Origin of the sequence: Mycetohabitans sp. B2 (assembly GCF_021733735.1) — a bacterium.
Classification (GTDB): domain Bacteria; phylum Pseudomonadota; class Gammaproteobacteria; order Burkholderiales; family Burkholderiaceae; genus Mycetohabitans; species Mycetohabitans rhizoxinica.
In genome coordinates this window covers 1-16,086 of record NZ_JAHKSP010000082.1, presented here as the reverse complement: position 1 = coordinate 16,086, position 16,086 = coordinate 1, and the positions used below count along the sequence as shown (strand labels likewise).

Sequence of the window (16,086 nt, the reverse complement as noted above, 5' to 3'; positions counted from 1 at the left end):
GGCAATTTGTTGATGCATCGTGCAATCCTACGCTCCGCAGCGAGCCGTCGATCATCGACTGCGGTCAATCGAATGGCGTGCTGAATGGAAGATCTGAATGGTGCTCGCGGCACGTGCCGCTGTTGTAGCGGCCGTCTGCGCCGCTCCCACCGGCGCGCAGTCGGGCGCGGATGCGCGGCCCCGTCGGCGATTCCATGTATCGCTGAATTCCCAGTGCGGCTCGACCCGCACGGCATCATGAGTCCGCGCAAGGTGCTGCCGGGATAGGGCAATCCGGGGCGGGGCGACACCGTCACGCTTTCAGCGCATCGCCCGCATCGGACACGTCGGTGTCGCCATGTCGCACGCGGCCTGGCGAGATTGCGCTGCCCGGTGGCACGCTGTGCGTGAGCCACACGTTGCCGCCAATCACTGAGCCGCGACCGATCGTGATGCGACCCAGAATCGTGGCCCCCGCGTAGATCACCACATCATCCTCGACGATGGGATGCCGTGCATTGCCCTTGACTAGCGCCCCATCGCCGCAGGCCTCGAAGCGCTTTGCGCCGAGCGTGACCGCCTGGTACAGCCGCACGCGATCACCAATGATCGCCGTCTCGCCGATCACCACGCCGGTGCCATGGTCAATGAAGAAGCTGCTGCCGATTTGCGCGCCAGGATGGATGTCGATGCCAGTCGCTGAATGGCCGATCTCCGAGATGAAGCGCGGTAGCAGCGGCACGCCGGCGTGGTACAGCGTATGGGCGAGCCGGTGGTTGATGATGGCTTCGACACCGGGGTAGGACAGCATCACTTCACTGGTGTTCTGGGCTGCCGGATCGCCAGTATAGGCGGCATGGATGTCGCTGACCAGCAGCGCGCGCGTGGCCGGCAGTGAAGCGGCGAAGTCCCGTGCGATCGTCTCGGCGAGCGTGCGCAACACGTCCTCGGGCAGGTCTTCCTTGTCCGGGGCAAAACGCAGTGCGCGACGCAACTGCTCGTATAGCACGCGCAGCGCCTCGTTCAGTGTGTTGCCGACGAAAAAATCAATGCTCTCGTCGGTCAGATCGGGCGTGCCGAAGTGCGTCGGGAACAGCACTGCGCGCAGGTTCGTGAGCACTTGCGCCATTGCCGTGCGCGACGGCAACTCGCGCAGCCCTTTCGGGTGCCGGGTGCGGTGCTTGCCTTCACGCGACGCGCGAAGCTTGGCGACGACGCTATCAAGGTTCCAGTGCGGGTGCGTCGAGTCGTAGTGAGGTTTAATGTCGGCCATGTTGTTCGGGCGGTCAGGGCGCAGGGCCGGCCAGGCCGCTACACCGCCGGTCCGCAGCGATTGATTCAATCCCTCGCTCATTGTCGCGCATGTTCGATCGCGGCGTCTCGGGTGGGCAAGCGTAGGGTAGGCGGAAAAAACGGGTTGACCAGCCATTCCCCGTCGCTGCAGCGGGCGATCACGATATACGGCTGGTAGGTTCCATCCGGTTGCGCGCGGGCGAGCAGTTGGCAAGATAACCTCGATGGGAAAACGCACCGTTCATTGCGCATCGTTCATTGTCATGCCCCTTGTCGAGCGGCCATGCAGCACGTGCCGATGATCAGCACGGTGCGACCTCATCCTGCATGAGCGAGGCGAGCACGGTCAATTGAATGCATTTTCCGCTCACGAATTGATCGGGACGTTAGCGTGCTGGCAGGCGTCCCAGCGCCTGCTCGACGTCGTCACGGAATTGCACCAATGCAGCCCATTCCGTGTGGCTCGGCTGCAGCGCGCTCCACAACATGTCGATCAGTTGTTCGGCGGTCGCCTCGATATCCGTAGCCCGCTTGGTCAGCGTCGCATCCCACAACACGTGCTCCATCGGGCCGAAGATCATCGAGCGCAACAGGCGCAGTGGCACGTCACGCCGGATTTGCCCCAGTCGCTGGCCGTGGGCCAGCACATCCATCAGTGGCTTCGTATAGCGGCGTTGCAACTGCATGAATGTTTCGCTTAATTCGTGGTGCTTGGTGCGGCCCTCGGACAGCACCAGCGAACATAGCCCGGTGCCGTTGAGCAGCATTAACCGCAAGTGCGTGCGCACGATGAACGCGAATTGCTGCCGCACCGAGCCGTCGCGCGGCAGGCCGCGCTCGGTCGCTTCGATGATCTCGTCGTACCAATCGCTGATCACGCGTGCGCACAACTCACGCTTGCTAGAGAAGTAGCTGAACACTGTCGCCTCCGCAATCCCCACGCGCTGGGCGATCTCGGCGGTCGTCGCATGCTCGTAGCCGCGTTCGGAAAACACGTCGCGGCCTACGCTCAGGATCTGTCTGACGCGCTGCTGCGATTTGGCGCCTGCCGGCACCCGGCGTGTGGCGGTGTCCCGGGGCAACGGGGGCCTGCCAGAAGTGGGGGCCGTGGGCCCGGTGATCGGATCGTTCATGACAGTGGGGGAATCGATCATGATATGAGCGTCATTCAAAAAATCTTTGCGTCAAGCGCCGGAGTGGACAAGAATTACTTTATGTACTCGCTCAATGCTGGTTTTCCCGGTAGGTGAGTGTTACTCAATTCTATGCCAGGGTGCCGTCGACGGTGCACAGGCAGACGCTACTGTCGCGTCGTGTGCCGTTCGGAGGAAAAAATGCGTCACATTCCCGGATTGCAATTTCCGCTCGGCGAGGACATCGAGATGCTTCGCAAGAGCGTCGCCCATTTCGCCGCGAAGGAAATAGCGCCGCGCGCGGCCGACGTCGATCGCACCGACCAGTTCCCCATGGACTTGTGGAAAAAATTCGGCGACCTTGGCGTGCTCGGCATGACGGTGTCCGCCGAATATGGCGGCATCAACATGGGGTACCTCGCTCATATAGTGGCGATGGAGGAGATTTCGCGCGCGTGCGCCTCGATCGGGCTGTCGTATGGCGCGCACTCGAACTTATGCGTGAATCAAATCCACCGCAATGGTAATGAAGCGCAGAAGCGCAAGTACTTGCCCAAGCTGGTGTCCGGCGAGCACGTGGGCGCGCTGGCGATGAGCGAGCCGAATGCTGGCTCAGACGTGGTCAGCATGCGTCTGCGTGCCGACAAGAAGCGTGACCGATACGTACTCAACGGTACCAAGATGTGGATTACGAACGGACCGGACTGCGACACGCTGGTGGTGTACGGCAAGACGGACCTGGAGGCCGGCGCACGCGGGATGACGGCGTTCATCGTCGAAAAAGGCATGAAGGGCTTTTCGGTCGCGCAAAAGCTGGACAAGCTCGGCATGCGTGGCTCGCACACCGGGGAACTCGTGTTCGAGGACGTCGAGGTGCCGCACGAGAACGTACTGGGCCAGGTTGGTGGCGGCGTGAAGGTGCTGATGAGCGGGCTCGACTACGAGCGAGCGGTGCTCGCCGGCGGCCCGACCGGCATCATGCGCGCCTGCATGGACGCGGTCGTGCCGTATATCCACGATCGCAAGCAGTTCAGCCAATCGATCGGCGAGTTTCAACTGATTCAGGGCAAGGTCGCGGACATGTACACGACGTTGCAGGCTTGTCGCGCGTACCTGTACGCGATGGGTAGCCAGTTGGATAAGCTCGGGAGTGAGCACGTGCGCCAGATGCGCAAGGATTGCGCCGGCGTAATTTTGTACACGGCGGAGAAGGCGACATGGATGGCTGGCGAAGCGATCCAGATTCTGGGTGGCAACGGCTACCTCAACGCGTTTCCGGTTGGCCGTCTGTGGCGCGATGCGAAGCTGTATGAGATCGGCGCCGGCACCAGCGAGATCCGCCGGATACTGATCGGTCGGGAGCTATTTGCTGAGACGATGTGAGGGACGTCAACGATGCCCGTACTCGAAACCAAGCTGAATCCGCGTTCCGACGCATTCCGTGCGAACGAGGCGGCGCAGCAGGCCCGGGTCGCCGACCTGCGCGAGAAGATCGCCGCGCTCGCGCAGGGCGGCGGTCAAGCGGCCCGGGATAAGCACCTGGCCCGCGGCAAGCTGTTGCCGCGCGAGCGGATCGCGCAATTGCTCGATCCCGGCACGCCGTTCCTCGAGCTGTCGCAACTGGCCGCATACGGCATGTACGGTGGCGATGCGCCGGGCGCGGGCATCATCACCGGCATCGGCCGCATTGCCGCGCAGGAGTGCGTGATCGTGTGTAACGACCCGACGGTCAAGGGTGGCACCTACTACCCGATGACCGTGAAGAAGCACGTGCGCGCGCAGGAGATCGCGCAGGAAAACCGGTTGCCGTGTCTTTACCTGGTCGACTCAGGCGGGGCCAACCTGCCGAACCAAGACGAGGTATTTCCGGATCGGGATCATTTCGGTCGCATCTTCTACAACCAGGCGAACCTGTCCGCGCAAGGCATCGCGCAGATTGCCGTGGTGATGGGTTCGTGTACCGCCGGCGGTGCCTATGTTCCCGCTATGAGCGACGAGTCGATCATCGTCAAGGACCAGGGCACGATTTTCCTCGGCGGCCCGCCGCTGGTGAAGGCCGCGACCGGCGAGGTCGTCACGGCCGAGGACCTGGGCGGCGGTGACGTGCACACCCGGCTGTCCGGTGTCGCCGATCATCTTGCACAAAATGATGCGCATGCGCTCGCGATTGCACGTCGCATCGTGGGCAACTTGAACCGGGTCAAGCCGCAGTCGCTTGCACTGCGTGAGCCGAAGCCGCCGCGCTACGACGCGCGGGAGTTGTACGGTGTAATCCCGACCGACACACGCAAGCCGTTCGACGTGCACGAGGTGATCGCGCGCCTTGTGGATGATTCGGTGTTCGACGAGTTCAAGGCGCGCTACGGCACGACACTGGTGACCGGATTCGCGCACCTGTGGGGACATCCTGTCGGCATCGTTGCCAACAACGGTATTTTGTTTTCTGAATCGGCGCTCAAGGGCGCGCACTTCATCGAGTTGTGCTGCCAGCGCAGAATTCCACTGATTTTCCTGCAGAACATCACCGGCTTCATGGTCGGACGCAAGTACGAGAATGAAGGGATTGCCCGTCACGGCGCGAAGATGGTCACTGCGGTCGCGACCGCGCAGATGCCCAAGTTTACGGTAATCATCGGCGGCTCGTTCGGCGCCGGTAACTACGGAATGTGTGGCCGCGCGTACTCGCCGCGGATGCTATGGATGTGGCCGAATGCGCGGATCTCCGTCATGGGCGGCGAACAGGCAGCCTGCGTGCTGGCCACGGTGCGTCGCGACGGTATCGAGGCGAAGGGCGGGACCTGGTCCGCCGAGGACGAAGAGGCTTTCAAAGTGCCAATCCGGGCGCAGTACGAGCATCAGGGCCACCCGTACTACGCGAGCGCCCGCCTATGGGATGATGGTGTCATCGATCCGGCACAGACCCGCGATGTGCTCGGCTTGAGCTTGTCGGCCGCGATGAATGCGCCGATCGGCGAGGCGCGCTTCGGCGTGTTCCGCATGTAGGCGCTGGTGGCTCTCCTGTTCTGCGGATGCGAGGAGGCGAAGCGATGCAATACGACACCTTGACGCTCGATTGCGAGGATACGCTGGCGACCGTGACATTGAACCGGCCGCAGGTGCGCAATGCATTCAACGAGACGATGATCGCCGAGTTGACGTCGGTGTTCGGCATGCTGGGCCAACGCGGCGAAATCCGTGCGATCGTGCTTGCTGCCAATGGGGTGGCGTTCTGTGCGGGCGCCGACCTGAACTGGATGCGCAAGATGGCAGGCTACTCGGACGACGAGAACCGTGCTGACGCGTGCATGCTCGCGCGAATGCTAGCAACGATTTACCGCTGTCCTAAGCCCGTGGTGGCACGCGTCAACGGCGATGTCTACGCCGGCGGGATGGGATTGATATCGGCCTCGGACATCGTGGTCGCGCAGGAAAATGCACGTTTCTGCCTGTCCGAAGCGCGGCTCGGCCTGATCCCAGCGACGATTGCGCCCTATGTAATTCGCGTGATGGGCGAGCGTGCGGCCCGGCGCTATTTCACGACCGCCGAGCCGTTCGATGGCACGACCGCGTTGCGGCTCGGGCTGGTCAGCGAACTGGTGCCGCAAGTCGCGCTGGACGAGACGGTGCGCCGGCTGGCCGATGCGCTTGTGGCCAACGGCCCCGCTGCGGTCGCCGAATCCAAGCGACTGGTGCAGGACATCGCCGGCAGGCCATTGACCGACGAATGGATGGACGAGACCGCCGAGCGGATCGCACGGGTGCGGGCCTCGGCGGAGGGCCGTGAAGGGGTGGCGTCGTTTCTCGAGAAGCGCGCGCCGAGGTGGCGCATGTGAAGCGGGTCGCGCGTTGGCTTGGCTGTGGGCATTGTGGCGTGCCGCCGGCGCGGTTCAACGGGATAGGAGCCCATGTTCAAGAAGATACTGATCGCCAACCGCGGCGAAATTGCCTGCCGTGTGGCTGCGACGTGCCGTCGCCTGGGTATTCACAGCGTGGCGGTCTATTCGGATGCCGATGCGAAGGCCAAGCACGTCAGTGCTTGTGACGAGGCAGTCCATATCGGCGCAGCGCCAACGACCGAAAGCTATTTGCGCATCGAGCGGATCATCGATGCCGCTCAACGCACCGGCGCGCAGGCGGTCCACCCAGGCTATGGCTTTCTGTCGGAAAACGAAGCATTTGCGCAAGCTTGCGCGGCGGCCGGCATCGAATTTATTGGGCCGCCGGTCAGCGCGATCGCCGCGATGGGCTCGAAGGCGGCTGCCAAGGCGCTGATGCAGGCCGCTGCTGTGCCACTGGTGCCGGGCTATCACGGCGAAGATCAGGACCCGGCACGATTGCAGCGTGAAGCGGATGCAATCGGCTATCCGGTATTGCTCAAGGCCAGCGCGGGCGGTGGTGGCAAGGGAATGCGGGTTGTCGAGCGGCGCGAGGAATTTGCCGCCGCGCTGGCCTCGTGTCAACGTGAGGCGGCAAGCAGTTTCGGCGACGATCGCGTGCTGGTCGAAAAGTACCTGGTGCGCTCGCGCCATGTCGAAGTGCAGGTCTTCGCGGATAAGCATCACAACGCCGTGTACTTGTTTGATCGCGACTGCTCGGTGCAGCGGCGTCACCAGAAGGTGCTCGAAGAGGCGCCGGCGCCCGGCTTGTCGGACGACACACGCCGCGCCATGGGGGAGGTGGCGGTTGCCGCGGCCCGCGCGGTCGATTATGTCGGTGCCGGTACCGTCGAGTTCATCATGGCGCCGGGCGGCGAGTTCTATTTCATCGAGATGAACACGCGGCTGCAGGTCGAGCATCCCGTCACCGAGAGGGTAACGGGACTGGACCTGGTCGAGTGGCAACTGCGTGTCGCCGCCGGCGAAAAGCTGCCGTTGCAACAACATGCGCTGCACGTGAGTGGCCATGCGATCGAGGCGCGGATCTACGCGGAGAACCCGGCGCGCGGCTTCTTGCCGTCGACCGGTACCCTGCTGCACCTGCGGATGCCAGATGCCGTCGAGTTCAGTGTCGGTGCACAGGGCGGACCGGCATCGCGTGCACCGGTGCGCATCGACAGCGGGGTGCGGCAGGGCGATACGATCACGCCGTACTATGATCCGATGATCGCCAAGCTGATCGTGCACGGCGTGGACCGTGGTGACGCGTTGGCGCGGTTGTCACACGCGCTGCGCGAGATCGAGATCGTCGGTCCGCATACGAATATCGAATTCCTGCATCGAATCTCGACCAGCGAGCCGTTCACGCATGCCAAGCTCGACACGGGCCTGATCGAGCGCCATCATGCGGCCTTGTTTGCGCGCCGCGAAAAGCCGGTGGGCGAAGCACTCGCGCTGGCCACTGCCGCGTTGCTGGCGCGTGAGCGGGATACGTCGCCTTGGAGCGCACTGTCGCATTGGCGCTTGAATGGCCCCTATACGCAGGTTATCGAATGGCGCGATCTCGAGCGCGCAGGCGATGCAAGGCTCGCGGTGCGCTTCCAGTGCGATGCGAATGGCGCGGTGCTGGAGCTGAACGGCAAAGCGTTGCCGTTCGCATGGTGGGGCGGCGACGGCGCGCATGAATTGAATATGGTCCTCGGCGTGCGGCGCATCACCGGACGCGTATTCATCGACCGCGATACCTTCCATGTTTTCTTGCGCGGCGACGCGTTTGCGTTCGAATGGCAAAATTTACTGGCCCACACGGCGCACGCCGAGCACGGCGAAGGGCGGCTGACCGCGCCGATGCCTGGCAAGGTGATCGCGGTGTTGGTCGAACCCGGTGCACTGGTCAACAAAGGCACGCCACTGATCATGATGGAGGCGATGAAGATGGAACACACGATCGAGGCGCCGGCGGCCGGCAAGGTCGAGCAGATCTTGTACGCGGTCGGTGACCAGGTGGACGACGGCGCACAGCTATTGACGCTGGAGGTGACTTCATGACGGAGGACAGGAGCGACCCGGCGGCTGAGCCCCGCAGCAACGTGCCCGGGTTGCCCGGCTGGGTGAAGATTGTCGAGGTGGGGCCCCGCGATGGCCTGCAAGCGGAAAAAGTGCAGGTGCCGACCGACGTTAAGGTGGGATTGCTCGACCGGCTGAGCGCGGCCGGCTTCGCAAACATCGAGGCGGCGTCATTCGTGTCACCGAAATGGGTGCCCCAAATGGCCGACGGCGCCGACGTGATGGCCCGCATCCAACGGCGGGCAGGCACGTTGTATTCGGCGTTGACCCCCAACATGCAAGGTCTCGAAGCGGCGCTGGCCGCGCGCGTGGACGAGGTGGTGATTTTTGGTGCGGCAAGCGAAGCGTTTTCGCAACGCAATATCAATTGCTCGATTGCTGAATCTCTCGCGCGTTTCGCCCCTGTCGCGAAGGCCGCCAAAGAGGCCGGACTGCGGTTGCGCGGCAGCATCTCGTGCTCGCTTGGCTGCCCGTACCAAGGGGACGTCGCGGTCGATGCCGTGGTCGATGTGGTGACCCGGATGCGCGATCTCGGATGCGATGAGATCGACATTGCTGACACCATCGGCGTAGGTACCGCGAACCGTGTGCTGGAGGTGGCCGAAGCCGTGTCATCTGTCTTTCCGCTCGAATGTATCGCCGGGCACTTCCACGATACCTATGGACAAGCACTAACGAACATCTATGCGGGGCTGCAGGCCGGTATCACCATTTTTCATTCATCGGTCGCGGGCCTCGGCGGCTGCCCCTACGCGAAAGGCGCGACGGGCAACGTGGCCACGGAAGACGTGTTGTACCTGCTCCACGGACTTGGGATCGAGACAGGTGTCGATCTAAACGCAGTGGTCGCGGCGGGCGACTTCATCAGCCGCGCGATTGACAAGCCCAACGGCGCACGCGCCGGCAGGGCGCTGCTCGCCAACGCAGTGTAGATCAGCTTCAGGGCGGCGTAGACGACGCAGTCCGCCTCCGCGCGCCGGGGAACGCGCGGGCTCACGCCAGCACCCGACGCATCGCGACACCCAACGCCGCCCACACGGAAACGCTGGGTAGGTTCACCGCACCGAATTCGGTTCAGGGTTCAGTGTAGCACTTACGATTGCGTTCTACATTGACGTAGTGCGCTAGATGCCGCTGCCGGCTGGCTTGACCAAGCGGTGGCGCCTCGCAGACTGACGACTACGAATAGCGAAGACTTTGGCTGGAAACGTTTGCTGAATGCGTCCACGCATCGACCAGATGCAGGCCACCAAACGGGCAGCGGAGCATGGCCGATTCGGAATCCGTACAAGATATCGTCGCGAGCGTTTCACCAGACCGGCTTCGATTCGCGGCCGGGCCGGCTGCATCGCTTACAATTGGGGCATAAGCGAAAAGTGCCCGTCGCAGCGCTGCGACGGGCCGTGACTTTCTCTCCCGCACACAAGCGATGACCGAGGACGCGACACACATTACGATGACAACCCTGCTGCGCCCCGGCGGACGCTGGCCCGATGACGTGATGCTGTGGCACGTGCGGGTCCCGCTCGCTCCCACTGCGTGGAACCGGCTACAGGCGTGGTTATCCGACGATGAACAGCAGCAGGCATTGCGCTATCGACGTGACGAGGATCGGCTGCGCTTTGCTGCGACGCGTGCCGTGCTGCGAACGTTGCTCGCTAGGCATACCGGTGGCGTGCCGCTGTCGCTGCGCTTTTCGTCGGGGCCGTTCGGGCGGCCGGAACTTGACGGCTACGGCGACACGTTGTCGTTCAACGTCACGCATGCAGGCCAGCATGCGTTCATTGCGCTATCGGACAGGCGCTGCGTGGGTGTGGACATCGAGTGTATCGAGCGTGTGCTCGACTGGCAGGCATTGCTCGGCACGGTATGCACGGACGCCGAGCAGCGTGCGCTGCGCATGAGCGGCCACGTGCACGGCGCTCACGGGTTTTTCCGCTGCTGGACGGCCAAGGAGGCCGTGCTCAAGGCGCTAGGCGTCGGTATTGGGTATGGTTTGCAGCAGGTGTCGGTGGATCCATTTGCCCAAGGCGTGCAGCGCGTTGATGCACCGGCGAGAGGTGCATGGGGGGATATCACGGCGCTGCAACTGCACTGGATCGACGATGTTGCCGGCTATGCCGGCTGTATCGCGTTCGGGCCACCCGGCAGCGTTAGCGCACATCCGCGCCAAGCCCCCACTTCTGGCTGAGGCCGCGATACCCGTCGTCATCGAGCATCGCGTCGAGCACGGCGTTGATTGCCTCCGCAGCTTCGGGTCGTCCCCGCACACCGCAAACTCCATTCTTGTCGGGTACAGCAGCGCACCGACGATCTTACCGTTGAGTTGCGCGTATTTAAGGTCGGATGAACCGGCCGTTATGGGTCGGCAGCGCCGCGCCGGCATGGGAATGGTTGTTGCGCACCATTGTTTTCCCGCTGCTCGACTTTCCGGAGCGTGTTGCCATGACCCAGCGACGCATCATCGATGTTTTCCGTTACGATCCCGACCGGGACGAGCGCCCCCGCATGCAACGCTACGAGATCGAGCCGCAGCCCGAGGACCGGATGCTGCTCGACGTGCTGGGACGGCTCAAGGCGCTCGATGAGACGCTCGCCTACCGTCGCTCGTGCCGCGAGGGGATCTGTGGCTCGGATGCGATGAACATCAATGGCGTGAACGGATTGGCCTGCCTGACGAACATGCAATCGCTACCGGTGCACATTCAACTCAGGCCATTGCCCGGTCTGCCAGTGGTGCGTGACCTAATCGTGGACATGACCAGCTTTTTCAACCAGTACCACTCGGTTAAGCCATATCTGATCAACGAGACGCCGCCGCCGGAGCGCGAGCGGTTGCAGACGCCGCAGGAGCGTGATCAACTCGACGGATTGTATGAATGCATCCTTTGTGCGTGCTGCTCGAGCGCTTGCCCGTCGTACTGGTGGAATCCGGACAAATTCGTTGGCCCGGCTGGCCTCTTGCAGGCGTACCGGTTCATCGTGGACTCGCGCGACGAGGCCACTGGCGAGCGCCTAGACAATTTAGAGGATCCGTATCGACTGTTCCGCTGCCGGACGATCATGAACTGTGCGGATGTCTGTCCGAAGGGCTTGAATCCCGCGGCCGCTATAGGGCATATTCGCTCCATGCTGGCGCGCCGTGCGCTCTAGCGAGCCCATGCCTATGCTATCGCGGCAGCGAACGAATGTCCCCGGTCGGATCCTCACCGGTGCGTGTCGCGCTGTCTTGCAGGCCCGTTGGGGCAGCGACGCCGGCCACCTCGAGAGGGCGAGTGCCGTTGCCGGTTGCGCGGATGCGCGCAATCAACGGCAGATGATCAGACGCGACGCGCGCAAGCGCACTACGATGCACTTGGACATCGATCAGCCATTCCCCGGGATGGACCCAGATGCGATCCAGCGAGAGGATTGGCCAGCGTGCCGGAAACGTGCGTGGCGCCGGCGCCCGACGAAAATGCCCGACCAGCGCGCGCAATGCACGGCCGTGCACGAACCATTCGTTGATGTCGCCCAGCAGGATCACCGGCAGTGCGCTGCTGTCGAATGCGGCAAGCAGCGTGCGCACCTGTGCGCTGCGCTCGATCGCCGACAGCCCCAGGTGCGTTGCCACTACGCGCAGTACGCCGTCCGCATATTCGATGTCCGCATCGAGCGCGCCGCGCGGTTCACGCCGCGTGAACGACAAGTCCAGCGTGCGTGCCGCGCGAATCGGCAGCCGTGACAGCACCGCATTGCCGTAGTCTCCACGCTCGGTCTGCAACGTTGGCCCGGCAACCGCCTCCATGCCGGTGGCATGCTGCAAATCGTCCAGCACGCCGGGCGCGTTGGAGGCGCCGTTCAGCGGGACCTCTTGAAGGGCGATGATATCGGCATCCAGTTCGGCAACAACGCCAGCGATGCGTTGCGTTGAGCGTTGCCGCCATCGACCACCAGCGCCATGGATGTTGTAGGTCGCAATACGCAGTTCTGAGTAGGCCATAGTGGTCAATGTTTTTTCAGCAACTTGTGCAATAGAATCGACAGCGCCACCAGCGCGGCGCCGATGCCTATGAGCAGCGCGAGTGAGCCTGCGTCGGGACGCCGGATCGATGCGATCAGTTGGTGTGCGAACGTCACGGTTAGCACCGCCCCCGGGGCCATGCCAAGCAGCGTGCCGAGCAGGAAGTCGCATATCCCGATATGGGACGCACCGGCCACCAGGTTGACGATTGAGAACGGCGCGACTGGCACCAGTCGTAGCACCAAGATGGTTAGCAAACCACGCTTGCCGAGGCGCTCGCTCAGGCGATTCGCGCGGGAGCCGGCGAGCCGGCGCACCGCGTCGCGACCCAGCCCGACGCCGACGTAGTAGGTGGCCGCCGCAGCCAGCATCGAGCCAACCAGCGCGTATACCGCGCCCGGCCATGTACCAAAAACCAGTCCAGTGGCGGCGATGAGCAGTGTGATGGGCACGGCCGCCAGTGAAGCGACGACGTAGCCCAGCAGCACGATCGCTGGCGCTAGCGGCAATGCGGCCAATCGTTCGCCCCAATGCACGACATTGGCCACGCTCAATACCTGACCGGCGGGGGTGAAGCGCCACAGCGCGGCCAGCGTGGCTAATGCGAGTGCGAGGGCCCCGAGGAGGAGCAGCCGGGCCGCCGAGCGCGCGCCCTGATCATCGTCGAGGAACTGCCGGACCAGCGCGTCCGCCTCTACTGGAACTTCTGGGTCCGCCCACGCGCTGACCGGCACCAACGCTTCGAGTTCGGGCGCGATGGTGGGATCCAGTGGCATGAGCGTGCGTGCGTGGTGCCGCAATGCGTCGATCGCACTGTTCAAGCGACCATGATGCTGCAGTGCGGCAGCCACCGCTTCGGGCGAGACATCCAGGTGTTCGGCCAGTAGCCGGTTTCGAATCGACGCGATCACCGCACGCACGCGGTCGCTGCCATTGGCGTCCAATACGACGTTACATTCTGTGTCGAGCACCATTGAGCGGTTGTTCAGGTTCGCGCTGCCGACGCAAAGCCGCTCGTTGTCGCTGATCATCAGCTTGCTGTGTACGTTCAGGCACCCCGTGCGCAGCCCGTCGATGTGCGGGCACCAGAGCCGGTAGTGTCCGTGGCGATCGGCCCGTGTGAGCGCGCGGTGTAGCCGCGCACGCAGCGCGCCCATCGTCGCTTCCTGCAGCCAGCCGCTGTGGTTGCGCGGCACGACCGCCGCGACGTCGGGCGCGTGTGGGTCCCCGAGCCGTCGGCTCAGCGCATCGCGCACGACAGCGGCGGTCAAGTACTGGTTCTCGATGTAGAGATTGTGCTGCGTGGCCTCGATGATGTCGACGGTGAGCGCACGGATGTGCTGCACGCCACGCTCGTTGCGGTAAGGTGGCGCGGTCAATGCAATGCCGAGCACGACGTTGTGCACGTCCACCGGCACGCTCGACGGCCATGGGTCGGTGCCGCCCAGGTTGCGGTCGGCGCGGATCGCCAGCGCCTTGCCGCACGCGCGGCGCCAGCGGCCTCGTGCCAATTGGCCGATTGCGCGCGCGGCTTCGCCATCGAAGACCGTGTGGACATCGTGGAACGGGTTGTACGGCGAGCCGTCGGGGTTGCGGCGCCAAGGATCGTTTGCAGCGTGAGCCGGTGTGTCCCAGCGCGCGCGGGTCAGGTCCAGCCCTCCGACGAACGCGAGCCGGTCATCGACAACTACGAACTTTTGGTGGTGCGAAGCGCCGCGTGGATGTGTATTATCCATCCGGAATAGGATCCGTCGATGCGAACGCCAGCCGGTTGAATAGACGGGCACCCATTCTCGTTCGAACGCGTAGATCATGGCGAAATCCCATGCCAACACGTAAATCCGCAGCCGCCGGTTGGCGCTGGCCACGGCTTGCAGGAAAGCGCCAAGCGGCTCCGGGAAGCCGTCTGCTGCGCCCTGCGGTACCAGCTTCATTCGACTGTTGATATCCCAGCCGACGATGAAAACGGTATGCTGCGCGCCGCGGATGGCTTCGCGCAACGCCGAGAAATACACGGCGGCGTCGATCAGCACGCTGAAGCGATCGGCGTGGCACAGTGAGTCGCAGTTGCGGCCGACTTCCAGCAGCCCATGGGTTGAGCGGGTGTGCAACGTTGCTCCTTTGAACGCGGGATATGACGCGGGTCGGCATCCCTGTCGACGCGTGCAGCAAGCCGCGTGCCGGTGAGTTGGGCGCGACGAACGGTTGGCTCGGCGCGTGGACGCCGACACGGCGCCGGCGCGGCGGTGCGACGCCCTTCGCTGGCGAGCGCGCCAGGTTATCTCGTTTCGCATGGCTGTCGCGCCACGGGCATTCGCGTCGTCAATCGGATTGAAGCTATCGACCATGCCGTATCGCTTGCCGCGCGAGTTCCGACGCAGGGCCGATTCATCAACCTTAGTGTAAGACCGTGTCTGGAAGTACGAGGCCAATCCCATTATGGCTGGGTCAGTAAGCGCGGCGGCTCCTTGATTGTTTCTGTGCCCGGCAGCGTTCGAGCAGGCGCGAATCGCTGGGATGGGCGATCGCCTTTTCCATCACCGTCGTATCGACGATCACCCGCTTCAGACTCGAGGTCTTGATGACGTGGGCCCGCTTTGCTGCTTCGATCGTCTCGACCAACAGTTCTTCAACGCCGGCTTCGTCCAGTCGCTTGCGCCAGCGCGTTAGGCTCGATGGGTCGAACGGCAGCCGGTTCTGCAAATACGTCTGGCCGATGAACACTTGCCAGTACGGGTTCTCCAGCCACTGCCAGACCGCGTCCTTATCCGACAGCCCGAAGGCGTGCTGCAAGTACAGCAGCCCCGCGATCAAACGCGGCGACGTTGCCGGCCGGTCCCGCTGCGATACGAAGTTCGCGCCCATCGCCGTGCTCAATCGGTCCCAGTCGATCAGTTCGGCCAATTGCACCAACGGATGCTTCAAGTCGATCTGCTCGCGCAGCGGTTGGCGGAATAAATCCCCCTCTGGCACCGGCGTCTTCGGATCCATTCAACCCTCGTCGAAATTTGCAGGAAACTCACGCCAATATGCCGACGAATCCACGTTTCAGCCCCTTCCAACATTGCTAGGCGAAGAAGCGCACCTTCATTCCGTATGGTGGCGCAAGGTAGCTGGCGATGGCGGGAAAGGGTGGCCGGATCGGGCCGAAACACGACAGAAACGCTGGGATGCGCGGCGGATTGCGACCCCCACGCATGCATCATTCACGTGCCCGTGTGGGCGGGTGGTGATACTCGGTTTGGTGTCATCCGGGATGCTGCTTTCACAAACACGGGCTTTACCTTGACAAGCGCTGCTATCTCGGCCTTTGCTGCCCGATAGCGGTGCAGCTGGCCAGTGACCATTGGCCACGCCGCAGCACTCAAGCGCAGCACGCGCTTGGCGTTGTCAGCACGTGAAGTATGGGCCTAAACCCTGAATTGCCCTGATGATTAGTGGCAGATCTGCTTCATCTCGGCTTCGGACAAGCCCGTCATACGCTTGACCGTCTCGCGCTCCAAGCCGTTTGCTAGCAACGTGCGCGCGATCTTCAGCGCAGCTTCCTTTTGCCCTTCTTCACGTCCTTCTTCACGCCCCAGCATCCGGCCACGCTCCAGGCCTTTTTGCTCGAGCTTCTGTGCAATCGTCATCAAAACCTCCTCGTGTTGCGGGGAACGGAGCGCCAATTCTCGGATAAATCGCTCCGGATCCGTCGTGTCGCCCCACTGCAGCATATAATGCATCAGCGACACCA

12 protein-coding genes and 2 pseudogenes are annotated in these 16,086 nt (G+C 63.3%); 7 read left to right on the top strand and 7 right to left on the bottom strand.

The window, feature by feature from the left end; genetic code table 11:
• Positions 1 to 292: 292 nt before the first annotated feature.
• The 3 genes and pseudogenes from epsC to KPG66_RS16145 all read right to left on the bottom strand — a co-directional run bounded on the left by epsC (position 293) and on the right by KPG66_RS16145 (position 2,405).
• Positions 293 to 1,252: a serine O-acetyltransferase EpsC gene (gene epsC, locus KPG66_RS16155; RefSeq protein WP_237071481.1), complete on the bottom strand. Its 960-nt coding sequence runs from the start codon at positions 1,250 to 1,252 to the stop codon at positions 293 to 295.
• 77 nt (positions 1,253 to 1,329) lie between these two features.
• Positions 1,330 to 1,517 (bottom strand): annotated as a pseudogene (locus KPG66_RS16150) (hypothetical protein).
• Between the two features lie 141 nt (positions 1,518 to 1,658).
• Positions 1,659 to 2,405: a TetR/AcrR family transcriptional regulator gene (locus tag KPG66_RS16145; RefSeq protein WP_237071479.1), complete on the bottom strand. Its 747-nt coding sequence runs from the start codon at positions 2,403 to 2,405 to the stop codon at positions 1,659 to 1,661.
• Positions 2,406 to 2,606: 201 nt separating this feature from the next.
• Here KPG66_RS16145 and KPG66_RS16140 point away from each other — a divergent pair, with 201 nt between their 5' ends.
• The 7 genes from KPG66_RS16140 to KPG66_RS16110 all read left to right on the top strand — a co-directional run bounded on the left by KPG66_RS16140 (position 2,607) and on the right by KPG66_RS16110 (position 11,500).
• Entirely contained in the window at positions 2,607 to 3,788 is a 1,182-nt protein-coding gene (locus KPG66_RS16140) for an isovaleryl-CoA dehydrogenase (protein ID WP_237071477.1), read from the top strand.
• A 12-nt stretch (positions 3,789 to 3,800) separates the two neighbouring features.
• The gene (locus KPG66_RS16135; RefSeq protein WP_237071475.1) at positions 3,801 to 5,408 is read left to right on the top strand and encodes a carboxyl transferase domain-containing protein; all 1,608 of its coding nucleotides are present in this window, start codon (positions 3,801 to 3,803) and stop codon (positions 5,406 to 5,408) included.
• A gap of 44 nt (positions 5,409 to 5,452) precedes the next feature.
• Positions 5,453 to 6,238 (top strand): enoyl-CoA hydratase/isomerase family protein, encoded by a 786-nt coding sequence (locus KPG66_RS16130; RefSeq protein WP_237071474.1) that lies wholly within the window; start codon positions 5,453 to 5,455, stop codon positions 6,236 to 6,238.
• A gap of 72 nt (positions 6,239 to 6,310) precedes the next feature.
• Positions 6,311 to 8,329: an acetyl/propionyl/methylcrotonyl-CoA carboxylase subunit alpha gene (locus KPG66_RS16125; RefSeq protein ID WP_237071472.1), complete on the top strand. Its 2,019-nt coding sequence runs from the start codon at positions 6,311 to 6,313 to the stop codon at positions 8,327 to 8,329.
• Positions 8,326 to 9,279, top strand: a complete 954-nt coding sequence (locus KPG66_RS16120; protein WP_237071471.1) for a hydroxymethylglutaryl-CoA lyase — start codon at positions 8,326 to 8,328, stop codon at positions 9,277 to 9,279. Before KPG66_RS16125 ends, KPG66_RS16120 begins: the two co-directional genes overlap by 4 nt.
• A 524-nt stretch (positions 9,280 to 9,803) precedes the next feature.
• Entirely contained in the window at positions 9,804 to 10,538 is a 735-nt protein-coding gene (locus tag KPG66_RS16115) for a 4'-phosphopantetheinyl transferase family protein (protein ID WP_157864573.1), read from the top strand.
• A gap of 254 nt (positions 10,539 to 10,792) precedes the next feature.
• Complete coding sequence (locus KPG66_RS16110) at positions 10,793 to 11,500, top strand: succinate dehydrogenase/fumarate reductase iron-sulfur subunit (protein WP_041755057.1); 708 nt, start codon at positions 10,793 to 10,795, stop codon at positions 11,498 to 11,500.
• 16 nt (positions 11,501 to 11,516) lie between these two features.
• On the opposite strand, the gene KPG66_RS16105 is transcribed toward KPG66_RS16110, so the two are convergent.
• The 4 genes and pseudogenes from KPG66_RS16105 to KPG66_RS16090 all read right to left on the bottom strand — a co-directional run.
• Positions 11,517 to 12,329: an endonuclease/exonuclease/phosphatase family protein gene (locus KPG66_RS16105; RefSeq protein ID WP_237071469.1), complete on the bottom strand. Its 813-nt coding sequence runs from the start codon at positions 12,327 to 12,329 to the stop codon at positions 11,517 to 11,519.
• 5 nt (positions 12,330 to 12,334) lie between these two features.
• Positions 12,335 to 14,461, bottom strand: coding sequence for a VTT domain-containing protein (locus KPG66_RS16100; RefSeq protein ID WP_013428910.1), 2,127 nt, complete (start codon positions 14,459 to 14,461; stop codon positions 12,335 to 12,337).
• Positions 14,462 to 14,834: 373 nt separating this feature from the next.
• Positions 14,835 to 15,341 (bottom strand): annotated as a pseudogene (locus tag KPG66_RS16095) (transposase); the annotation flags it as partial.
• Positions 15,342 to 15,784: 443 nt separating this feature from the next.
• Positions 15,785 to 16,086, bottom strand: a 302-nt coding sequence (locus KPG66_RS16090) for an Rpn family recombination-promoting nuclease/putative transposase (protein WP_237071468.1), incomplete at its 5' end; no start/stop codon positions are given.